This is a genomic window from Ferrovibrio sp. (genome assembly GCF_025869515.1).
Taxonomy (GTDB): Bacteria; Pseudomonadota; Alphaproteobacteria; order Ferrovibrionales; family Ferrovibrionaceae; genus Ferrovibrio.
The window spans coordinates 21028-39461 of the sequence record NZ_JAOZVR010000093.1 but is presented as its reverse complement, the minus strand read 5'-3'; the positions used below and the strand labels follow the sequence as shown (position 1 = coordinate 39461).

At 58.8% G+C, this 18434-nt stretch carries 19 protein-coding genes; 1 reads left to right on the top strand and 18 read right to left on the bottom strand.

Translation table 11 applies throughout. From position 1 onward, the window contains the following. Positions 1-3: 3 nt before the first annotated feature. The 12 genes from OJJ21_RS15615 to OJJ21_RS15560 form a co-directional block, all read right to left on the bottom strand. Positions 4-1176: an NADH:flavin oxidoreductase/NADH oxidase gene (locus tag OJJ21_RS15615; RefSeq protein WP_297687538.1), complete on the bottom strand. Its 1173-nt coding sequence runs from the start codon at positions 1174-1176 to the stop codon at positions 4-6. A 16-nt stretch (positions 1177-1192) separates the two neighbouring features. Further along, entirely contained in the window at positions 1193-1963 is a 771-nt protein-coding gene (locus tag OJJ21_RS15610) for an enoyl-CoA hydratase/isomerase family protein (RefSeq protein WP_297687537.1), read from the bottom strand. Positions 1964-1981: 18 nt separating this feature from the next. Then, complete coding sequence (locus OJJ21_RS15605) at positions 1982-3139, bottom strand: acyl-CoA dehydrogenase family protein (RefSeq protein WP_297687535.1); 1158 nt, start codon at positions 3137-3139, stop codon at positions 1982-1984. Positions 3140-3153: 14 nt separating this feature from the next. Next, complete coding sequence (locus tag OJJ21_RS15600; RefSeq protein ID WP_297687533.1) at positions 3154-4230, bottom strand: acyl-CoA dehydrogenase family protein; 1077 nt, start codon at positions 4228-4230, stop codon at positions 3154-3156. 10 nt (positions 4231-4240) lie between these two features. Beyond that, entirely contained in the window at positions 4241-5452 is a 1212-nt protein-coding gene (locus tag OJJ21_RS15595) for a CoA transferase (RefSeq protein WP_297687531.1), read from the bottom strand. A 16-nt stretch (positions 5453-5468) separates the two neighbouring features. Further along, complete coding sequence (locus tag OJJ21_RS15590) at positions 5469-6329, bottom strand: amidohydrolase family protein (RefSeq protein WP_297687530.1); 861 nt, start codon at positions 6327-6329, stop codon at positions 5469-5471. A 25-nt stretch (positions 6330-6354) separates the two neighbouring features. Further along, positions 6355-7068 (bottom strand): ABC transporter ATP-binding protein, encoded by a 714-nt coding sequence (locus tag OJJ21_RS15585; protein ID WP_297687528.1) that lies wholly within the window; start codon positions 7066-7068, stop codon positions 6355-6357. Further along, positions 7052-7834, bottom strand: a complete 783-nt coding sequence (locus OJJ21_RS15580; RefSeq protein ID WP_297687527.1) for an ABC transporter ATP-binding protein — start codon at positions 7832-7834, stop codon at positions 7052-7054. The genes OJJ21_RS15585 and OJJ21_RS15580 overlap by 17 nt, the downstream gene beginning before the upstream one ends. Beyond that, the gene (locus OJJ21_RS15575; protein ID WP_297687525.1) at positions 7834-8814 is read right to left on the bottom strand and encodes a branched-chain amino acid ABC transporter permease; all 981 of its coding nucleotides are present in this window, start codon (positions 8812-8814) and stop codon (positions 7834-7836) included. Before OJJ21_RS15575 ends, OJJ21_RS15580 begins: the two co-directional genes overlap by 1 nt. Positions 8815-8842: 28 nt before the next feature. Further along, positions 8843-9718 carry a branched-chain amino acid ABC transporter permease gene (locus tag OJJ21_RS15570; RefSeq protein ID WP_297687523.1) on the bottom strand — a complete coding sequence of 292 codons (876 nt, stop codon included), beginning with the start codon at positions 9716-9718 and terminating at the stop codon, positions 8843-8845. Positions 9719-9737: 19 nt separating this feature from the next. Beyond that, positions 9738-10877 carry an ABC transporter substrate-binding protein gene (locus OJJ21_RS15565; RefSeq protein ID WP_297687521.1) on the bottom strand — a complete coding sequence of 380 codons (1140 nt, stop codon included), beginning with the start codon at positions 10875-10877 and terminating at the stop codon, positions 9738-9740. A 255-nt stretch (positions 10878-11132) separates the two neighbouring features. Next, complete coding sequence (locus OJJ21_RS15560) at positions 11133-11915, bottom strand: enoyl-CoA hydratase-related protein (protein ID WP_297687519.1); 783 nt, start codon at positions 11913-11915, stop codon at positions 11133-11135. A 90-nt stretch (positions 11916-12005) separates the two neighbouring features. On the opposite strand from OJJ21_RS15560, the gene OJJ21_RS15555 reads away from it, so the two are divergent. After that, complete coding sequence (locus OJJ21_RS15555; RefSeq protein WP_297687517.1) at positions 12006-12767, top strand: helix-turn-helix domain-containing protein; 762 nt, start codon at positions 12006-12008, stop codon at positions 12765-12767. Positions 12768-12962: 195 nt separating this feature from the next. On the opposite strand, the gene OJJ21_RS15550 is transcribed toward OJJ21_RS15555, so the two are convergent. The 6 genes from OJJ21_RS15550 to badI form a co-directional block, all read right to left on the bottom strand. After that, complete coding sequence (locus OJJ21_RS15550) at positions 12963-13688, bottom strand: ABC transporter ATP-binding protein (RefSeq protein ID WP_297687515.1); 726 nt, start codon at positions 13686-13688, stop codon at positions 12963-12965. 15 nt (positions 13689-13703) lie between these two features. Then, the gene (locus OJJ21_RS15545) at positions 13704-14465 is read right to left on the bottom strand and encodes an ABC transporter ATP-binding protein (RefSeq protein ID WP_297687513.1); all 762 of its coding nucleotides are present in this window, start codon (positions 14463-14465) and stop codon (positions 13704-13706) included. Beyond that, the gene (locus OJJ21_RS15540; RefSeq protein ID WP_297687511.1) at positions 14462-15403 is read right to left on the bottom strand and encodes a branched-chain amino acid ABC transporter permease; all 942 of its coding nucleotides are present in this window, start codon (positions 15401-15403) and stop codon (positions 14462-14464) included. Before OJJ21_RS15540 ends, OJJ21_RS15545 begins: the two co-directional genes overlap by 4 nt. After that, positions 15400-16269: a branched-chain amino acid ABC transporter permease gene (locus OJJ21_RS15535; protein WP_297687509.1), complete on the bottom strand. Its 870-nt coding sequence runs from the start codon at positions 16267-16269 to the stop codon at positions 15400-15402. The genes OJJ21_RS15540 and OJJ21_RS15535 overlap by 4 nt, the downstream gene beginning before the upstream one ends. A gap of 63 nt (positions 16270-16332) precedes the next feature. Continuing rightward, complete coding sequence (locus tag OJJ21_RS15530) at positions 16333-17607, bottom strand: ABC transporter substrate-binding protein (RefSeq protein ID WP_297687724.1); 1275 nt, start codon at positions 17605-17607, stop codon at positions 16333-16335. A gap of 26 nt (positions 17608-17633) precedes the next feature. Next, entirely contained in the window at positions 17634-18428 is a 795-nt protein-coding gene (gene badI, locus OJJ21_RS15525) for a 2-ketocyclohexanecarboxyl-CoA hydrolase (protein ID WP_297687507.1), read from the bottom strand. Positions 18429-18434: the final 6 nt, after the last annotated feature.

Below are 18434 nucleotides of genomic sequence, written 5' to 3'. Positions count from 1 at the left end.
CACCTACTCGGCTGCCTCGGAAAATTTTTCCGGCCCTAGTGGATTCTCGCCGTTGGCCTTTAAGGCGCTGCCCCACTTGGTCAGCCACCAGCCATATTGCTCCGGCCAATCCTGATAGTTGCCGGTCAGACCGAAATGCTCTGCGGCGTGCAGCGCCCAGAATGGATTGAACAGCATCTGGCGCGCTATGAAGATGAGATCGGCACGGTCTTTCTGAAGGATTTCTTCGGCGAAATCAGGGGACCGGATCATGCCGACGACGCCTGTGGCAATACCGGCTTCACGGCGGATCTGGTCGGCGAACTGCACCTGATAGCCCGGACCGCGCGCCAGATTGGCATTTGTCGAGCCAATGCGCAGGTTGCCACCGGCCGAACAGTCCACAAGGTCGACGCCAAGCTCCTTAAGCTTACGGGAGAAGATGACGCTGTCCTTGATGTCCCAGCCGCCATCAATCCAGTCGGTCGCTGAGATCCGGACAAACAGAGGCATGGAGCTTGGGATCGCCGCACGGACGGCCTTTGCGACTTCCAGCGGGAACCGCATGCGGTTCTCCAGGCTGCCGCCGTGTTCGTCCGTCCGGAAGTTGGCGAGCGGCGACAGGAATGACTGCAACAAGTAGCCATGGGCCATATGCAGTTCGATGACATCGAAACCGGCCAGGACGGCACGCTTGGCTGCGGCTACAAAGGCGTCACGCACGCCGACCAGGCCATCCTTGCTGAGGGACTTTGGGATCGGCCAGCCTTCGCCCAAGGGGACATCTGACGGACCAAAAGCCTGCCAGGTCTCCTCCCCCATCTCGATGTCGCGGTCGGTCAGCGGCCCATTGCCTCGAAACGCACGCTGCTGGCCGGACTTGCGGCTACCATGGTTGATCTGGATGGCCGCCTTGGCGCCTTCCGATTTGATGACATGGGTGATCTGCCGCATGCCATTGATCTGGCCGTCTTCCCACAGGCCCGGGTCGCCATTTGTGATGCGGCCCTTGCGGGTGATGGAGGTCTGCTCAACGAAAACCAGGCCTGCTCCGCCCATCGCGAACTTGCCGTAGTGGACGAGGTGAAATGGAGTGACATACCCATTTTCCGCAGAGTACATGCCCATCGGCGACACCACGATACGGTTCTTTAGCTCGACGCCGCGGAAGCTAGCCTTTTCGAAAAGCTTCACCATCGTCCCCTCCTTGTGATTACCGGGCCTCGAAGTTCCCAGCCCGCCGTTCAGCCGTGGCTCGGACGCCTTCGGCAAAGTCTTCGGTCTCCCGGAGCCAGGACTGCTCGTCGAGCTCCCGGTTGAGCCGCTCTTCTATCCGCTCGACCAGGCCAAGGCGCAGGGTCTCCCGTGTGGACTTCACACCCAGCGGCGAACTCTCGGCGATTTCCTGGGCAAGCTTCATAGCCTCTGTGCGCAGGGTCTCGGCCGTCGCCAAGACGTCGCACAGACCTAGCCGATAGGCTTCTTCGCCCTTCACTCGGCGGCCGGTTAGGAAAAGCAGTGACGCCTTGGTCGGGCCGATGAGGTTCGGCAGCGTGACGGTCAGGCCGAAACCGGGATGGAAGCCGAGCTTGGTAAAGTTCGCGGCGAAGGTCGTTTCCGACGAAGCCACGCGGAAATCGGCTGCCAGAGCAACACCCATGCCGCCGCCTATGGCATTGCCCTGAACGGCCGCAACAATTGGCTTTTTGCCGCGGAAGATACGCAGACCCTGGTCATAGAGCCGTCGGGAGTCTGCTCGGCGCTCGGCAGGGGTCTCGGGCTGCTTGCCGGTGAAATTGGCACCCGCGCAAAAGGACTTGCCGTTCGCACACAGGAGATTGGCCCGGACTTCCGCATCCGCATCGGCCACATCACAGGCATCCGCAATCTGCCGGAGCAGCTCGGTGTCAAAGTAATTGTGCGGCGGGCGGTTGATTTCGATGACCTGGACGTGGCCATCGAGCGAGATGTTGAGATCGGACATCGTGAATACCCTTACCGGTTAGCGAAGACCAAGACCACGGGCGATGACACCGCGAAGAATTTCCGTGGTGCCGCCCTGAATGGTCAGTTTCGGCGCAATGCGTGTGGTGAACTGCAGAACCTCATCGAAGCGGTCGAAGGCCTCGTCCGCGGGCAGGAAGGCAATGGCATCCCGCACTCGCTGGGGCAGGTCCTGCTCCCAGATGGTACCGAGGTCTTTAACGATTGCGGCTTCTGCCGTCGGCTCGCGGCCTGCCTCCAGCATCCCCGCCACCGACACCGACATACGTCGCAGGGAATGCAGCTCTGCCACCAGGCGGCCGATGGCCTCACCCAGTCGCTGGTCGGCAGAGTTACCAGCCAAGCCCACCAGATTGCGCAGTACCGCGAAGGTCTCCAGAAAGCGTTCCGGACCGCTGCGCTCATAGGCAAGCTCGGTGGTAGCCTGCTTCCAGGCACCGTCGACCTCGCCGATGAGCTGATCATCCGGCAGGAAGACGTCATCGAACACGACCTCATTGAAATCGCGGATGCCGCTCATCTGGTCGATGAGGTTGCACGTAATGCCTGGCGCCTTCATGTCGACCAGGAATGACGTCAGGCCATGACGGCGGTTCTCTGTTGTCGGCGCGCTGGTCCGGAAGATACCGATCATGTAGTTGGACTGGTGGGCATTTGTCGTCCAGATTTTTGTGCCGTTGATTCTCCAGCCGCCCTCCGATCGCGTCGCCTTGCACTTGGCCGCGAACAAGTCTGAGCCACTGTCCGGCTCGGACATACCGATGCAGAAGCAAGCCTCCCCAGCGATAATCTTGGGCAACACTTCCGACTTGATGCGCTCTGACGCGTATCTGATGAGCGTGGGGCCGGACTGGCGATCGGCGGTGAAATAGACTGTATTCGGCGCATTGTGGACGAGCATTTCCTCATTGACCACGTACCGGTCCAGGAAGCTGCGTTCCTGCCCGCCGTATTGCTTTGGCCATGTCATGCCAATCCAGCCACGCGCGGCGACCTTCCTGGCGAACTGCCGATGGATTTCCCAGTCCGTCTCCGGGTCATCCGGGTTGAAGACTCCGGCGTCGATTTCAGACTGAATGAAGGCACGGACCTCCAGGCGAAGCTGTTGGACTCGTTCTGGCAGGCGGAGGGGTTGGAATTCGAGAGTTGAGGTCATGATGCTTGCGCCATTTATCGAGTCGACAGTAGGGGCCAGAGCGCTTCCGCCCCTCTGCCGCAGATGAGTGTGCCGAGTTTTTCCGACCACTGGCTTTCATTGCCATAGTCGTCGCGCCACGCCAGACCACGCAGGGTCAGCCGGTGCAGGATGTGCTCGTTGGTCACGCCAATGGCACCGTGAAGCTGATGGGCAATGGCAGCACCTTTACGAATAGCCGTCGACACACGTATCTTGGCGGACATTACCTCAAGCTGCAGTTCAGGGTCATCGAAGCCACGTCCGGCACCCAGCAGGCTATCCAGGGCCTCGGCTGCGGACTCAGCGGCGCTCAATGAGACGGCCACCTCTCCGGCAAGCTGCGCGATGCCGTGCTGGACCGCCTGGAACTTGGAGATAGTGCGCTCGAAGGCCTTACGCTGGGTCGCGTAGTCCATCGTGATTGCCAGGATTTTCTCCATAGCGCCTGCAATCTGCATAGACCGTGCTGCGGCACCCATCAGCAATGCCGTATCCTTGTCGAACCCAGCGGGTGCCGCAGCACTGGCTACAGGCTGGACATCCTTGAAGGTGACATGATCTAGAGGCTCGTAAGCTAGGGACTGGCGCGACGTGATTTGGGCATCTGCCAGCGGCACCAGGACAACACTCAGTCCCTGATGCCCTTGCACCAGCAGGACGGCATGGCTGCACTCACTGGCGAAAGGCAGGTGCGAGGCCCGGCCAGACACCGTGCCATCGAGTTTCATGAAGATGCCGTCCCCGAAACGGGCGGGACCAAAGGCAATCTTACCTGTCGGGGCTGTCAAGCCAGCAGCACCCAGCATCCAGCCCGCCAGAATGGTTTCCGCTAGCGGAGCGGATAAAGCCATTCGGCCTGCAATACGAAGGATACCCAGGGCTGACTGGAGGCCGATTTCAGCGCCGCCGAGGCATTCGGGTACTGCGGCAATGTTGAGGCCATTCTCTTCGATGCCCGACCACAGCTTTTCCTTCCAGCTCGTGTTCTTGGCAGAGACAACGGACTGAATGTCGGCAACGTCCTGAAACAGACGTTCGGCTGAGTCTAGGACAATGGTATCGACTTGCATTATGTACTCCTCAACCCCTCGAGAGCGCTCCGGTCTTCTCTAGGGCGTTGACCGCGTCCGCCGACAACCCAAGGAATTCCGACAGCACGTCACTATTATGCTGCCCGAGTCTGGCCGACGGCACATAGTCCGGGGTTTCAGCGCCATGCAGGACGATCGGGCTGCGGTGGACCAGGATATCCCCATATTCCGGGTGGGAAATCTCACGAAGCATACCGCGCGCATGCAGGTGCTTATCCTCGGTCACTTCCAGGAGGTTCCGCACTGCGGCGCAAGGCACCTTCTGGACCCGGCAAAGCTCCGTGACCTCGGTCCGGGTTAAACCGGAGGTCCAATCCGATACGATCTTGTCGGTCATATCAATATGCTTCAGGCGGTCCAGCACGGTTTTGAACCGCGGATCATTCGCCAGCTCTGGCTTACCCATCGCCTTGGTCAGACCGATCCAATGCGCTTCGTTCACACTGATGATGGCGACATAGCCATCTTTGGTGGGATAGACGTTGTAAGGCGCCTCGGCCAAACCGCCGTGTCGATTGCCCGTCCGCGGCGCCGGAGCGCGATTGTTGAAGACATCGGCCAAGTTGGAGGCCATCGCCGGGTAAGACGTTTCCACCATGGCGATTTCGACAAGCTGGCCTTTGCCAGTCTTCTCGCGATTGTAGAGAGCGGTCACGACACCTGCGTACAGGTGAACACCGCTGATGAAGTCGGTGATGGCCGGACCAGCCTTTACCGGGGGGCCATCAGGGAAGCCCGTCACACTCATGATGCCGGACACTGCCTGAATGGTCAGATCCATCGCCAGGTTGTCGCGATCAGGGCCAGACAGCCCGTAGCCCGTCGCAGATCCATAGATGAGACGTGGGTTTAGCTTGGAGAGGATTTCGTACCCTGCACCCAGCCGGTCGAGCACGCCGGGAGCATAATTCTCGATGAGGATGTCGGCCTTGGAGGCCAACTTCTTCAACAGCGCGACGCCTTCGGGCGACTTCAGGTTCAGGCTGATGTTGCGCTTGTTGGCATTCAGCATGGCAAACGGGACTGCATTGCCCCTGCTGATCTTGGCCCGATGACGGACTGGCTCGCCGCGCGGCGGTTCCACCTTGATGACAGTGGCGCCGGCCTGGGCGAGTAGGAAGCCCGCATAGGGCCCCTGGTAAACCTGACCTAGGTCCAAAACGACGACGCCTTCCAGAGGCATATTCTTTGCGGTGGTCACTATGCCCTCGGTCAAATCAAAAGTTGTAAAGTCGCGTCGGATTATCGATGAGAATCTTCCGACGAGTCGCCTCATCCGGGACGCACTCGTGGAATAGCCGCAGCAAATCCTGGAGCCTTGGCATGCTTTCAGTCGTGTGGCCGACGTGTGGCCAATCGCTCCCCCAAACCACCTGGTCGGATGCGGCGGCAACGATCGCTTTCATGTATGGCGCGGTGTCGGCATATGGGCGGCCGGTGCGGGTATTGCGGTCGGCGCCTGAGATTTTCACCCAGTAGCGACCGGTCTTCAGGCGCTCGGTGAAGGCTACGAAGTCGGGATGCTCACGCCCCTTGTCGGCCATCGTCCTGGACATATGGTCGATGACATAGGTTAGCGGGAGCCTTTCCAGGTCGGCGGCTGCTGCTGCCAGGTCGGAGCTTTCGATCCAGAGCTGGGCATGCCAACCGCGCTCGGCAATCCTGGGCGCCAGCTTCAGCAGGTCGTCATAGCTGGTTCCCTTGGTTGAGACCGGTTTGCCGTCTTGTCGGATCATGGTGATGCGAACGGCCTTGAAACCGGCATCTGTCAGTTCATCCAGGCGCCGATCCGAGATATCGGGGCGCAGGATAGCCGTGGCGCGCAGCTTGTCCGGGAACCGCCGCAACGCGTCATAGGTCACCGCATTGTCGTCGCCCGATCCCACGGCGTGGACGATGACGCCACGCGACACACCGATCTGTTCCCAGATTTCAAACGCGTTCTCGATGGTGAATGGACGCGCCGGAGTGAAGCGCCCCTCGTCGTTGTAGGGAAAGCGGTCGAAGGGACCATAGATATGGAAGTGGCAGTCTACGCTTCCCTCGGGAAGCCGGTATTCGGTAGCCGCATCGGTCATTGAAGCACCCCTACAAGAACGAGACCTAAAATCCCAGATATGCGCGCTGGATATCCGGCGACTCCGCCAGCTCCTTGGCACTGCCCTCGGCAGTGATACGGCCCACGCGTAGCACATAACCGCGGTCGGCGATCCGGAGGGCCGCGCGCATATTCTGCTCGACCAGAAGTGCGGAAATCCCACGTTCTTTGAGACCGCCAATGACGGACAGGACCGCCTTGCTGAGCATCGGCGACAGGCCGAGCGACGGCTCATCGAACAACACCAGCTTCGGGCAGGCCATCAGACCTCGGCCGATGGCCAGCATCTGCTGCTCGCCACCAGACAGGCCGCCCGCGAGTTGATGGAAGCGCTCCTTCAACCGCGGGAAGAGCGTCAGGACATCGTCGACCGTGACTTTCGGGCCACCGCCGTTGACGTCGACAATCTTCAGATTGACTTCGACCGTCATACCCGGGAAGACTTCGCGGCCCTCAGGGACATGGCTCAGGCCGATACGGCTGGTATGCCAGGACTTCATGCCGGTAATCGGGCGACCCAAGTAACGCACCACTCCAGACTGGGTGGGTAGCACACCGGAAATAGCGTTCAGGAGCGTTGTCTTGCCAGCACCATTGGCACCCAGGATGGCGACAACCTCTCCTTGTCCGACACAAAGGGAGATATCGCGCAGGGCAACCACGCGGCCATAGCCGACAGTGAGCCCCTGAACATCGAGAAGCTTACCAGCGCTGGTCATCGTCAGCCCCCAGATAAGCGGTGATGACATCGGGATGTTTCAAGGCGCGGTCGGGCGTATCGGTCACGATTGCCCTTCCGTCGACCATCACCATGACATCGTCACACAGGGCGCCGATAGCGGCCATATCATGTTCCACGATAACGATGGTACGGCCACATCCGACTGTCCGCAGAAGCTGGATAAACTCGGCGGTTTCCGCCTCGTTCATGCCCGCTACCGGTTCGTCCAGGAACAGGATCTTCGGGTCGTTCATCAGCATGATGGCGACGGCCAGCCGCCGCTGGATGCCATAGGCGAGTGAAGACGCTTCGTTGTTGCGCAACTCGCTCAGACCGCAAACGGCAAGAACCTCATCGACCTTTTCCTCGAAAACGGCCATATCGTGCCGCCATACGGGAAGCCGAAAGATGCGATGAAGTACGCTGTGCTGCATCTTGCCGTAGCATGCATAGAGCAGGTTCTCTCGAACCGTCGATTCCTTGAACATGGCGGTACGCTGGAAGGTTCGACCCACGCCGCGTCGCGCCACCGCATATGCGGGCAGCTTGGTCACATCCATACCCAGAACGTTCACTGACCCCGTGGTCGGTTTGGTGATGCCACACAGGACGTCGAACATCGTAGACTTTCCGGCGCCGTTCGGGCCAATCAGGCCGTAAACGGAGCCTTCCGGAATGCGAATATCCACGCCCTTGAGGGCCGCAACGCCGCCGTAGCGCTTCTCCACGCCATCGGCCACCACTGCGAACTTTGTCATCGTCATCACGCCCGCTCTTTCTTGCCGTGGCGGTAGCGTGCGACCGCGGATTTATAGAGCTGATGCAAGCCGCCTGGTGCGACCATGATGATGAAGATGATGAGCAGCGAGAACACCAGAACTTTGACATTGGCATCGAAATGCATGAGCTGCGGGAGAATGGTGAAAATTACGGCACCGATGACCGGTCCAATCAGCAATGATGTCCCGCCAATGAGGGCCGCCAAGAGAGCGTCCACAGTTCGGATAACCGACATCACCTCGGGGGTAACAATCTGGGTGTACGGAATGCAAAGGCTCCCGGCCAGCGCGGCAATGGGCGCACTCAGAACGAGGGCCTTGAGGCGCTCACGGAAGACGTTGATGCCGAGCGATTGAGCCAGGTGGCTGCTCTGACGGGTACTTTCCAGCGCGTTACCGAAACGCGAACTGCGGACGTGTGCCAGGAACACCAAAACGACAAGCAGGATCACCGCAGACGCGATGAAGTAGACCTTCGGGCTGGAAAGGTCGAACGGGCCTATGGCCAACCGGGTAAAACCAAACAGGCCAAGCGGGCCGCCGGTTACTTCCAAGTTGAGCGCCGTCACCATGGCGACACCAGACAGCCCCCAGGAAACGATCGAGAAATAGGCGCCAGTCAGACGCAGTGTCAGCCAACCGATGAGGATTGCGAGGAAGGCGCTGACCGTCATGCCAATTAGGATGCCGACCTCAAAGGGATAGCCGCCTTGCTGCATAACGATGGCCGGAGCGTAGCTGCCGATACCAAAGAACACGCACTGGCCCAGCGGCACCTCTCCGATACCACCCAGCATAATATTGACGCTGAGGGCGAAAATGGCGAAGGCGCAGGTATAAGCCGCGAGCCCCAGCAGGAACGCGCTTTCGAAACCCAGGCCGATGCCCGCGATCAGCAGACCACCGAACGCGATTAGGCCAAGCTGCTTCAGTGGCAGGCCACTGCGGTTACCCAATGCTTTCATGGCAAGTGATTCCGAGTTCGTCATGACATCAGTGCCGGTTGAGCTGGGCTTTGCCCAACAGGCCCTGGGGCCAGAGGAGCAGAACTAGAATGACGAGAATCCAGCCGAGCGCCGGGGTCCAGGACACCGAGACATAGGTCTCGAAGAATGCGTTGCTCAGGCCGATGACGAGCGCACCAAGCAAAGCGCCTCCAATGCTCCCCAGGCCGCCCAGGATGACGACCGTGAAAGCAATGGTGACATTTGCATCGCCCATGGTCGGGAAAGCCGAAATCAACGGGGCAAGCAGGCTACCTGCCAATCCCGCAGCCGCTACGCCCAGAATGAAGGACAGGCTCCGAATGAGCGGTACGTTGATGCCGGAATAGAGTGCGCCCTTGGCATTCTGGGAGACGGCGAGAATTTGCTGGCCCTTGGTGGAGTTTCGGAGCCAGAGGCCAAAGCCAACAAGGACCACCAGTGCCGTGCCTGCAATAAAGAGACGCTGGGCAGAGATGAAGTAACTGAAAACGGACATCGCTGTCTGTCCAAACGGCGACTTGACCGGGATAGGGTCCGGACCAATCACCAGAATAATCGCAGATACAATTGCCTGAGAGATGGCAAAGGTGATGATAATCGAGCCGTGCTCACCCCGGTCGTATAACGCGCGCCGGACAATTGACAACTCAAGTGCATAACCAATTACCGCTACCACTATCGCAGCCAGAGGGATGGCCAGGAGGTAGGGCACACCAAAGTTTTGCAACGTCAGCACCGCATAGGCACCCAGGGCAAAGAATGCCCCGTGTGCGAAGTTCACGATGTGCAACGTCCCAAAGATAATGGTTAACCCTACCGCGACGAGTGCGTAGCCCGACCCCAGGATCAGACCGTTGATTACTGTTTGAACAAACAGGTCCATCCGTTTTCGGCCCTTGGAGTTACTTCACTTCAAAGGTTTCGCGCAGAGCGACGTTATTGCCCTTAACGACGTGGATGTAGAAGTACGGCGACTTCGACCGGCCAATTTCGCTGAAGGTTAGATTTCCGCGCGGTGAAGGCCAAGCGTTGCCACGAATGGTCTTGGCCAGCAGGTCGTAGTTGTTGTCCGTCTTGGCTTTGTCCATAGCAGCAGCCACAACCTTGATTGCTTCGTAGGACACAAGGCTCACCTTGTTCGGCTCAACCTTGTGCTTGGCTTCAAAGGCCTTGATGAAGTTGGCCATAGCCCCAGTAGCACCTTCAGCGATAAAGATATCGCCCGTGATGACGCCTTCCATGGCGCCCTCAGCCGGGATGATGGCCGAAGTTTGGACGGTACCGGTCGCGTGGGCTTCCTTGGGGAAACCGCCCTGCTGCCGGATCTGCTTCCATATCTGGGCCGTACGAGCCGGGTAGGCGTCGACGACGTAGATCATTTCCGGGTTCGCCGCCTTCAGACGAGTAATGATGGAGGTGAAGTCCGTCGTGGTGCCGTCGTAGTTGGCGATTTCCACGAGCTTGGTGCCACTGCCTTCCAGGATTTTCTGCAGGTTCTGGAGCACGGCCTTGTTGAACTCGGTGTTTTCGCCCATGTATGCGATGGTCTTGGGCTTAATCGAGTTGACCAGGTAGTTGTGGAAGATTGTCGAGTTGGTCGTGGAGTTGTTGTTGATCTGGAACAGCCACTGCGAGCCTTGCTCGGTGATAGCGTCGGCCTGGGCGCCCGGAACGATGTGAAGAATCTTGTTCTTCGTGATGGCGGCCTGAGCCAGCGTGATGGAGCTGTTCATGCCCGCGACAATGGCCTTCACCTTGCCCTGGGTCATCAGCTTCTGAACAGCGGCGACGCCCTCCTGCGGGGTGCCCTTTTCGTCGTCGAAAACCAGTTCAATCTGACGGCCGCCAAGGATGCCTCCAGCCTTATTGATCTCTTCGACGGCGAGCTCTGCACCCATCTTGCCGTCCTTGCCATAGCCAGCCGTCGGGCCGGTCAGTGGCAGGACCATACCAATCCTGACGGGGTCGGCCGCAAAAGCGCTGGCGCTCATCGTCAGTGCCGACGCCAGGATCGTGGCGGTAGTTTTTGTCCAAAAGCGCATGTTTCCTCCGCGTTTGTCGTTTTCGGGCGAAAGCCCCTTGTTTTGGCAACAACCACTCGTTCTCCCCGGGGTCACCGGGAAGCTCAGTCAATCTCATCAGTGAAAAATCCGGCCCCCGCATTCATGCTTTAGGGCGGACGATCCTCCGATTTGAAGCGCTCGTGTGTTTGGCGCTTCTACTGAAACCGTATGCTGCGACGAGGGGTGCCGTCCAGACTATTTCCTATATCTGATGTTATTTCTATGTATATGGAATTAGGCCAGATCAGCAAAGCGCGGTGCGCGCTTCTCAACCAGCGCCGCCATACCCTCTCTAACTTCTTCTGAGCCAATGCAAAGTGCGGTTTCCTGATTGGAAATTGTCGTGGCCTGGGCCAGCGTTTGCGACCATGTCTCCCGTAACTGCTTTTTGATCATCATCATCGAACGCGGCGAGCAATTCTGCGCAATGTCTCGCGCATAAGATTGTACCACCGTCAGAAAGCTTTCGGCGGGCAAGCTGCGCGCAAGGCCTAGCGATTCGGCTTCAGTAGCTGACACCACTCTGCCAGATAGCAATAAGTCGGCGGCATTCATCGGTCCAATGAGGCGCGGCAACATCCAAGCACTGCCATGCTCGGCGATTAGGCCGCGACGAGAGAAGGCCATGGTAGTCTTAGCTGTTTCCGCAATGAATCGGAGGTCACAGTACAGAGTAATGCAAAGACCGACACCAGCAGCCGCACCGTTGATTGCGGCAATAATCGGCTTGCGAAGGCCCAGCATGTAGCTATAGCGTTGACCGAAGTCGTCGTCCGATTGCTCAACTTGGCGATGGCTCTTACCGGAGGAAATTGCTTTCGGATCTGGTCCTGGGCAGAAGGTCCTACCGGCGCCAGTAATTACGATGACCTTTACGCGCGGGTCGTCATCAGCCTTGGTCAAGGCAGCGCGCAGTCCGTCTTCGAGTTCGTGATTCCAGGCATTGCGGGCGTCAGGGCGATTGAAGCTAATCGTCAACACACCGCTCTCCAGTTCTTGAAGTAGCACATCTTCCATGGTGACTCCGTTTCCTCCGAAAGAAGTTGACGCTGCCACACGGAAGCTTGTACTTCTATGGGAAAATTATTCCATATATATGGAAAAGTAGTGGAAAACAGCAACAGCACGATCAAGACGGCGCGCCGGATATTCGAGGTTCTCGAATACTTCGAGCAGGTTAAGCGGCCAATTTCTTTGAAAGAGATCTCGCACACCTTCGGGTATCCCACGTCGAGCGGTTCGGTGCTGCTGAAGAGCATGGTCACCCTCGGGTACTTGTTTTACGACGGCTACAACCGCACCTATATGCCGACCATGCGCATCGCGCAGATGGGTAATTGGTTGAAGACTGAGCTATTCGGGGAATCAGAGATCCTAGCGCTGGTCGACTTCATCTGGCAGGAGGTCGACGAGCTGGTCAGCATCAGCACCCAGTCCGACCTGCATGCCCAGTACATCCACCTGATTCCGTCAACCAAAAGCCTGCGCTTCGATGTGAAACCAGGCGACATCCGCCCGCTGGCGATCGCTGGGGTTGGCCGCGCCATGCTCAGCGCTCATACAGATGCCGAGATTGAGCGGCTGGTCCGACGTATCAACGCCACCTGCCCAGTGGAAGAGCGCATTGACCTGTCAGAGCTTATGACCATCATCACCGACATACGGCGTAATGGTTATATGTTCTCAAAGGACATCATCACCCGCGGCGCTGGCGTTATCGCCATGCCATTGCCGAAACGGAGCTTCGGCCGCATTCTTGTGCTGGGCGTTGGTGGGCCAAATTCCCGTCTTGAAGAGAATGAGGACCATATCCTCAACACGATGCGAGAGGGCATAGCTCGCTATCTGGGTGCCGATACTGGAGCATAAGGAACTTAGCCGGGAGCTGTATCAATAGCGCGCTACTACAGTCCAATGAGCCATATCTCATGGCCACGATCAATTTGGCCTTTTCTACTTAGTATCTTTCTACTGAGTAAAATACTTAGGAGTCGGTTCAAACCTACATGTAGGCTGCCCCTTACTGGAATCTAACTCGGATATCTGCTGTCATGGCCAGCCTGTCTATTCTTGCGTCGCCATCAGATAGCGGCGGGTAATTTCAGGGTCAGAATCAAACTGATCCGGCGTGCCTGAGAAAACTGTCATACCTCGGTCAATCACGTAAACACGATCTGCGCAGCCTCGGATTGTGCGCAAAGACTGTTCCGAGATCAGCATGGAAATGCCTTCCCGCTTCAGCACAAGGAGCGCGGCGATTACCTCCTCCGCCACCTTCGGCGCCAGCCCTTCATGCGGTTCGTCAAGCAGAAGGAGCTGCGGATTGACTAGAAGCGAACGAGCAATGGAGAGCATCTGCTGTTCGCCGCCGCTCATCACGCCGGCCTGGCGATGTCGGTATTCCTTTAATTGTGGAAACAGCTGGTAGATCGCATCTATATCCCATCGGACACCGACGTGGCCGGCCGGCGGCACACGCAGATTTTCAGCAACGGTCAGGCTGGCAAAGACTCGCCGATCTTCCGGGACATATCCGACGCCTCGGCGAATAACCTGATGTGGCAGCAGGCCAAGCAGGCTCTGCCCATCAAAGGTGACATCGCCTTCCGTCACGCGGATCGTTTCCTGAACGATGGAGCGCATCGTCGAGGTCTTGCCGACACCGTTGCGACCGATCAGACAAACCACCTCGCCCCGACCGACCGACAGCGTAATGCCGTGCAGTGCCATTCCCCGTCCATAGGCCGCACTCACATTGCTCAACTCAAGCATCGCCACGCCGGAATTCATCCTGTGTATCCGTCCTCAATGGCCACTGCCCAGATAGATGTCTTGGACATCCTTGTTTGACGCAATTTCCTGAGGGTTGCCCTCTGCAAAAACCCGCCCCCGCGCCATCACGGTAATCACGTCAGCGATGCGAAATACGATGTCGATATCATGTTCGACGAAGATCAGGGTAATACCGTTACGCGTCACCTGGTCCAGCATCATGGCCATCAGCTCTTGGCGCTCCTGCAGGCCCATGCCGGCCGCCGGCTCGTCCAATAGCAATAGGCGTGGCCTAGTCGCCAGCACCATACCGAATTCAAGCCGCTTGCGGTCGCCATGGCTGATCTCGTCGACGATTGTGCCGCTGCGCCGCGCCAGCCCCACCTCGGTCAAAATCGCGTCGGCCTGCTCGCGCAGGATATTGAGACGTTGAGTCGACAGGCTGTAGATCAGGCCAGCCCGCGGCAGCAGGCTCGCCAGCATATTCTCGGCGACGGTCATCTTGCGAAACGTACGACTGATCTGGAAAGTGCGGCCCACTCCACGCCGTGCTAGGTCCTCCGGCTGCAGCCCGGAGACATCATCGCCATCGAATCGCACCTGGCCACCAGCCCCACCGGCCTGTTGTCCGCCCAGGATACTGAGCAAGGTCGATTTGCCGGCGCCGTTTGGCCCAATCAATGCCCTGCGCTCGCCCTTACGTATGACCAGATCGACACCGGCGACGGCAACAAAACGCCCGAAGGCCTTGCTGATGTTGCGCGCCTCCAGCAATGGCGGCATGGCGTTGCTCACGACTTGCGCCCCCCGGAAGGAATACCCAGCCGCGCGGCCAAGCCTGCCAGGCCTCTGGGAGCCCCAAGCACCACAGCCATCAGAACAATGCCAACGACGAGTTCCCATTCGCCGACATAACGGGAGATGAATGTCTTCATCAGCAGGTAAATGATGGCCCCATAGATCGGCCCAACGAAACTATGCAGGCCGCCGATCACCACCATCACGAGAGCATCCAACGTGAACGCCAAACCCGCATAGTCAGGGAAGGCGTTACCATGAAAAACGGAGAACAACATGCCCGCCAATCCCGCGAACCCGCCGGCAACGACGAAAGCGGCCAGCTGAACCCGTCGTGGATTATAACCAAGCGCGGCGGTCCGATAAGGGTCCTCGCCAACCGAGCGGATCGCCAGCCCAAGCGGCGATGCGACCAGACGACGCAGAATCAGCAGAGACAGCAGAAGCACCACTAGGACAACCAGGCCATAAAGCTGCGGTGTCAGGCCAAAACGCGGCGCCACGAAACGGGTCAGACCGGTGTCGCCACCGGTGAAGTCATAGGCCTGGAACAGGATGGCGTAGGTGATCTCAGCACAAGCCAGGGTCAACATGGCGAAATAGATATGCGATAGGCGCACGCAGAGGCTGCCGAACAAAAGCGCCGCCAACAGCGCCAGAATAGGGCCGCAGGCAAGTGCCAGAGCCGGCGGCACGTCGAATCGAACGATGGCGAGAGCGAAACCATAAGCTCCGAGTCCGAAATACGCCGCATGTCCGAACGATACCATGCCCCCATAGCTCATGATGAGATTCAGGCTGCAGGCGAATAGGGCCATAATCATGATTTCGGTGCCCAGCAATGCGATGCCGGGCCCAAAGGCAAACAACACCACCGCGGCCGCCACGGCAGCGCCCAGCCAGATGATCGATTCATGGCGGTGATGGGCCGTCATCGCGTCACCCCTGCCCGGCCAAGCGAACGCGCCACCAGCACTGCAGCCATGATCAGGAAGATCAGCACCATGGAAAGGCGCGGATAATAGAGAACCCCCATCGATTTCAGCACACCGACGGCAAGCGCGCCGGCCAGCGCGCCATAAAGGTTGCCAAGCCCGCCGATCACCACGACGATGAAGGCGCCGACAATGATCGTGGTGTCGAGCATGTAGTTTATGTTGCCGAACGGGGCCGCCAGACCACCGGCCAGGCCGGCCAGGAAGGAGCCCGCGACGAAAACCGACGTGAATATCGTCTGCTGGTTGATACCCAGCAGGGCAACCATGCCGCGATCATCGGTTGCGGCTCGCAGCAGGATGCCGGCTCGGGTGAATTTGATTACCAGGATCATGACGGCAATGACCATCAGGCCTGCACCGAAGATCGCCAGCTGGAAGATCGGGAAATAGGCGTCCGCCACCTTGAGCGCGCCCGACAGCTCGGCCGGCATGCTGACGAGAACGTCATTGCGACCCCAGATCAGCTTGACGATATCGCGGATGATCAGCACGAGCGCAACGGTGATGATCAACTGCATCAGCTCTTCCGAGCCGTAAATCCGTCGAAGAACAAGTATTTCGAATATGCCGCCCAGCGCGGCGACCGCGATGGCGGACAGCAGAACCGCGCCAATGAACCCCACGAGCGTGCCGTCCGACAGCATCGGCACCAGCTGATAGGTCAGGAAAGCGCCTATCATATACAGAGAGCCATGCGCGAAATTGATGATACGCGACACGCCGAATATCAGGGTAAGCCCGGATGCTATCAGGAAGAGCATCATGCCTTCCATCAGCCCATTCACCACCTGCACTGCCAGCATTTCCGCTCTCCGGAAGCAATGTGATTGGGGCGGCGAACGGCGCCGCCCCAATCGACGTGCCGATTACTTGGCAGCCGCGCGCAACGCCTTGACCTGCTCTTCCGAAGGCATGGTCTTACTCGCCTCGATCCGCGTCACATCCTTCAGGATGGAATACGGATAGGCCGGATCCGGCGCGACGGCACCAACCCAGATCGGCGCATTCATCTGGCCGTCGAAGGCCCGGACCGACATATCGCTGCCGCGCAGGCCGCTGTACTTGATGCTGGTGACGGCCTTGATCACATCATCAGCTTTCACGCTGCCGGCCTTCTTGACAGCTTCGGCATAAAACATCAGGCCGTCATAGGTCAGTACCGCCCAATCGCTAGGCTCGATATTGTATTTCGTCTTGTAGGCGTCGACGAAGGTTTTTGCCTTGGGGTTATTCAGCAGCGCGGTGAACGGCGCGCGGGCAAAGCCAACCACGCCCTTGGGCGGCATTTCCTTACCCATGCTTTGCAGAAAATCCACCGTGGTCAGGGTGATCAGGTTGGTCTGGTCAAAGAACCCAAAGCTCCGCCCCTGCTTGACGAAATTCACCAGGCCGGACCCGAACAGGGGCCCATAAACCGCGTCGGGTTTCTGTGCCAGAACCGCCGTGATATACGAGGTCATATTGCTCTCGCCGAGCTTGACGTAAATCGGCGCCGCAATTTCAATATCGGGGCGGATCTTCTTTAGATGCTCGGAGAAGGTCTTCACCGAGGTATGGCCGAACTCGTAGTCGAAGGCCAGCGGAACGATTTTCTTCCAGGCCTTGTTCTGAGCCACATACTCGGCCGCGCCGGAGGCTTCCATCAGAACGTTGGCCTGCGTCTGCCAGAAATACGGCTGGAACTTGTCGACATTGACCGCCTGGGTGTTGCCGATGGCGGAGTAGAACGGAACCTTCAGTTCCGCCGAGACGGCGGTTTCCGCCAGCATCACAGCAGATGAACAAACTCCGGTCAGAAGATCGATCTTGTGATTGACGATCAGGTCTCGTGCCTCTTTGGCCCCTTCGTCCGGACGGGTCTTGGTGTCGCGCTCGATCACTTCGATCTTGCGCCCGAGCAAACCGCCCGCCTTGTTCAGTTCTTCAACGCCTAGGCGGAAGGCCTTGGTGGCACCGTCGACCAGCGGACCGCAGGCACCCGACATGTCTGCCGCATAGCCAATGCGGATCGGTTCCTGTGCAGATGCCGGACCTGCCAGGCCGATGACCGTGGCAGCCAGTAACGCGAAAGCAGATACGCCTCTCTTTGCAAAACGATCCATGACGCTTCCTCCTCGGTTGTTTTTGTAGTTTGTCGTCATCGTGTGCACGCGGCCTGCCGCGGCGGTTATTTTGCGTATTTCCGGAAATCCGGTTTGCGCTTCTCATTGAAGGCGCGCACGCCCTCCTGCGATTCCTCGGTGTCGTAATACAGCTTCAGCGCCTGCATCCCCATCGCGGCGATGCCGTTGATGTTGTCGGAATCCGCGTTGAACGAGCGCTTGGCTATTGCCAGAGCTGTCGGGCTTTTTTCCATCAGCTCGGCGCACCAGGCCGCCACCTCGGCATCCAGCTGATCGTCCGGCACCACCTTGTTGACTAACCCCATGGCCATGGCTTCGACGGCCGTGTAGCGACGGCACAGATACCAGATTTCCCGCGCCTTCTTCTCGCCGACGATCCGGGCCAGATAGGCAGTGCCGAAGCCAGGGTCGACCGACCCGACTTTCGGGCCGACCTGACCGAACTGCGCCGATTCACCGGCGATAGTCAGGTCGCACAGGGTTGCCAGCACATTGCCGCCACCGACGGCAAAGCCACGCACCTTCGCAATTACCGGTTTCGGCACGACGCGAATAATGGCATGCAGGGCCTCGATCGGCAGGCCGATGGTGCCACGCCCGTCATAAGCACCGTCATGCGCCGACTGGTCGCCGCCCGTACAGAAGGCCTTGGTGCCGGCGCCAGTTAGCACGATGACGCCGATATCCTTGTTCCAGCCTGCCCGATTGAACGCGTCAATCAGTTCGTCGCAGGTCTTGCCGCGGAAGGCATTGTACTTCTCAGGCCGGTTCAGCGTGATTGTAGCGACACCGTTCTTCTCGTCGTACAGGATGTCTTCGTAATTCACTGCGCTACTCATGGACTT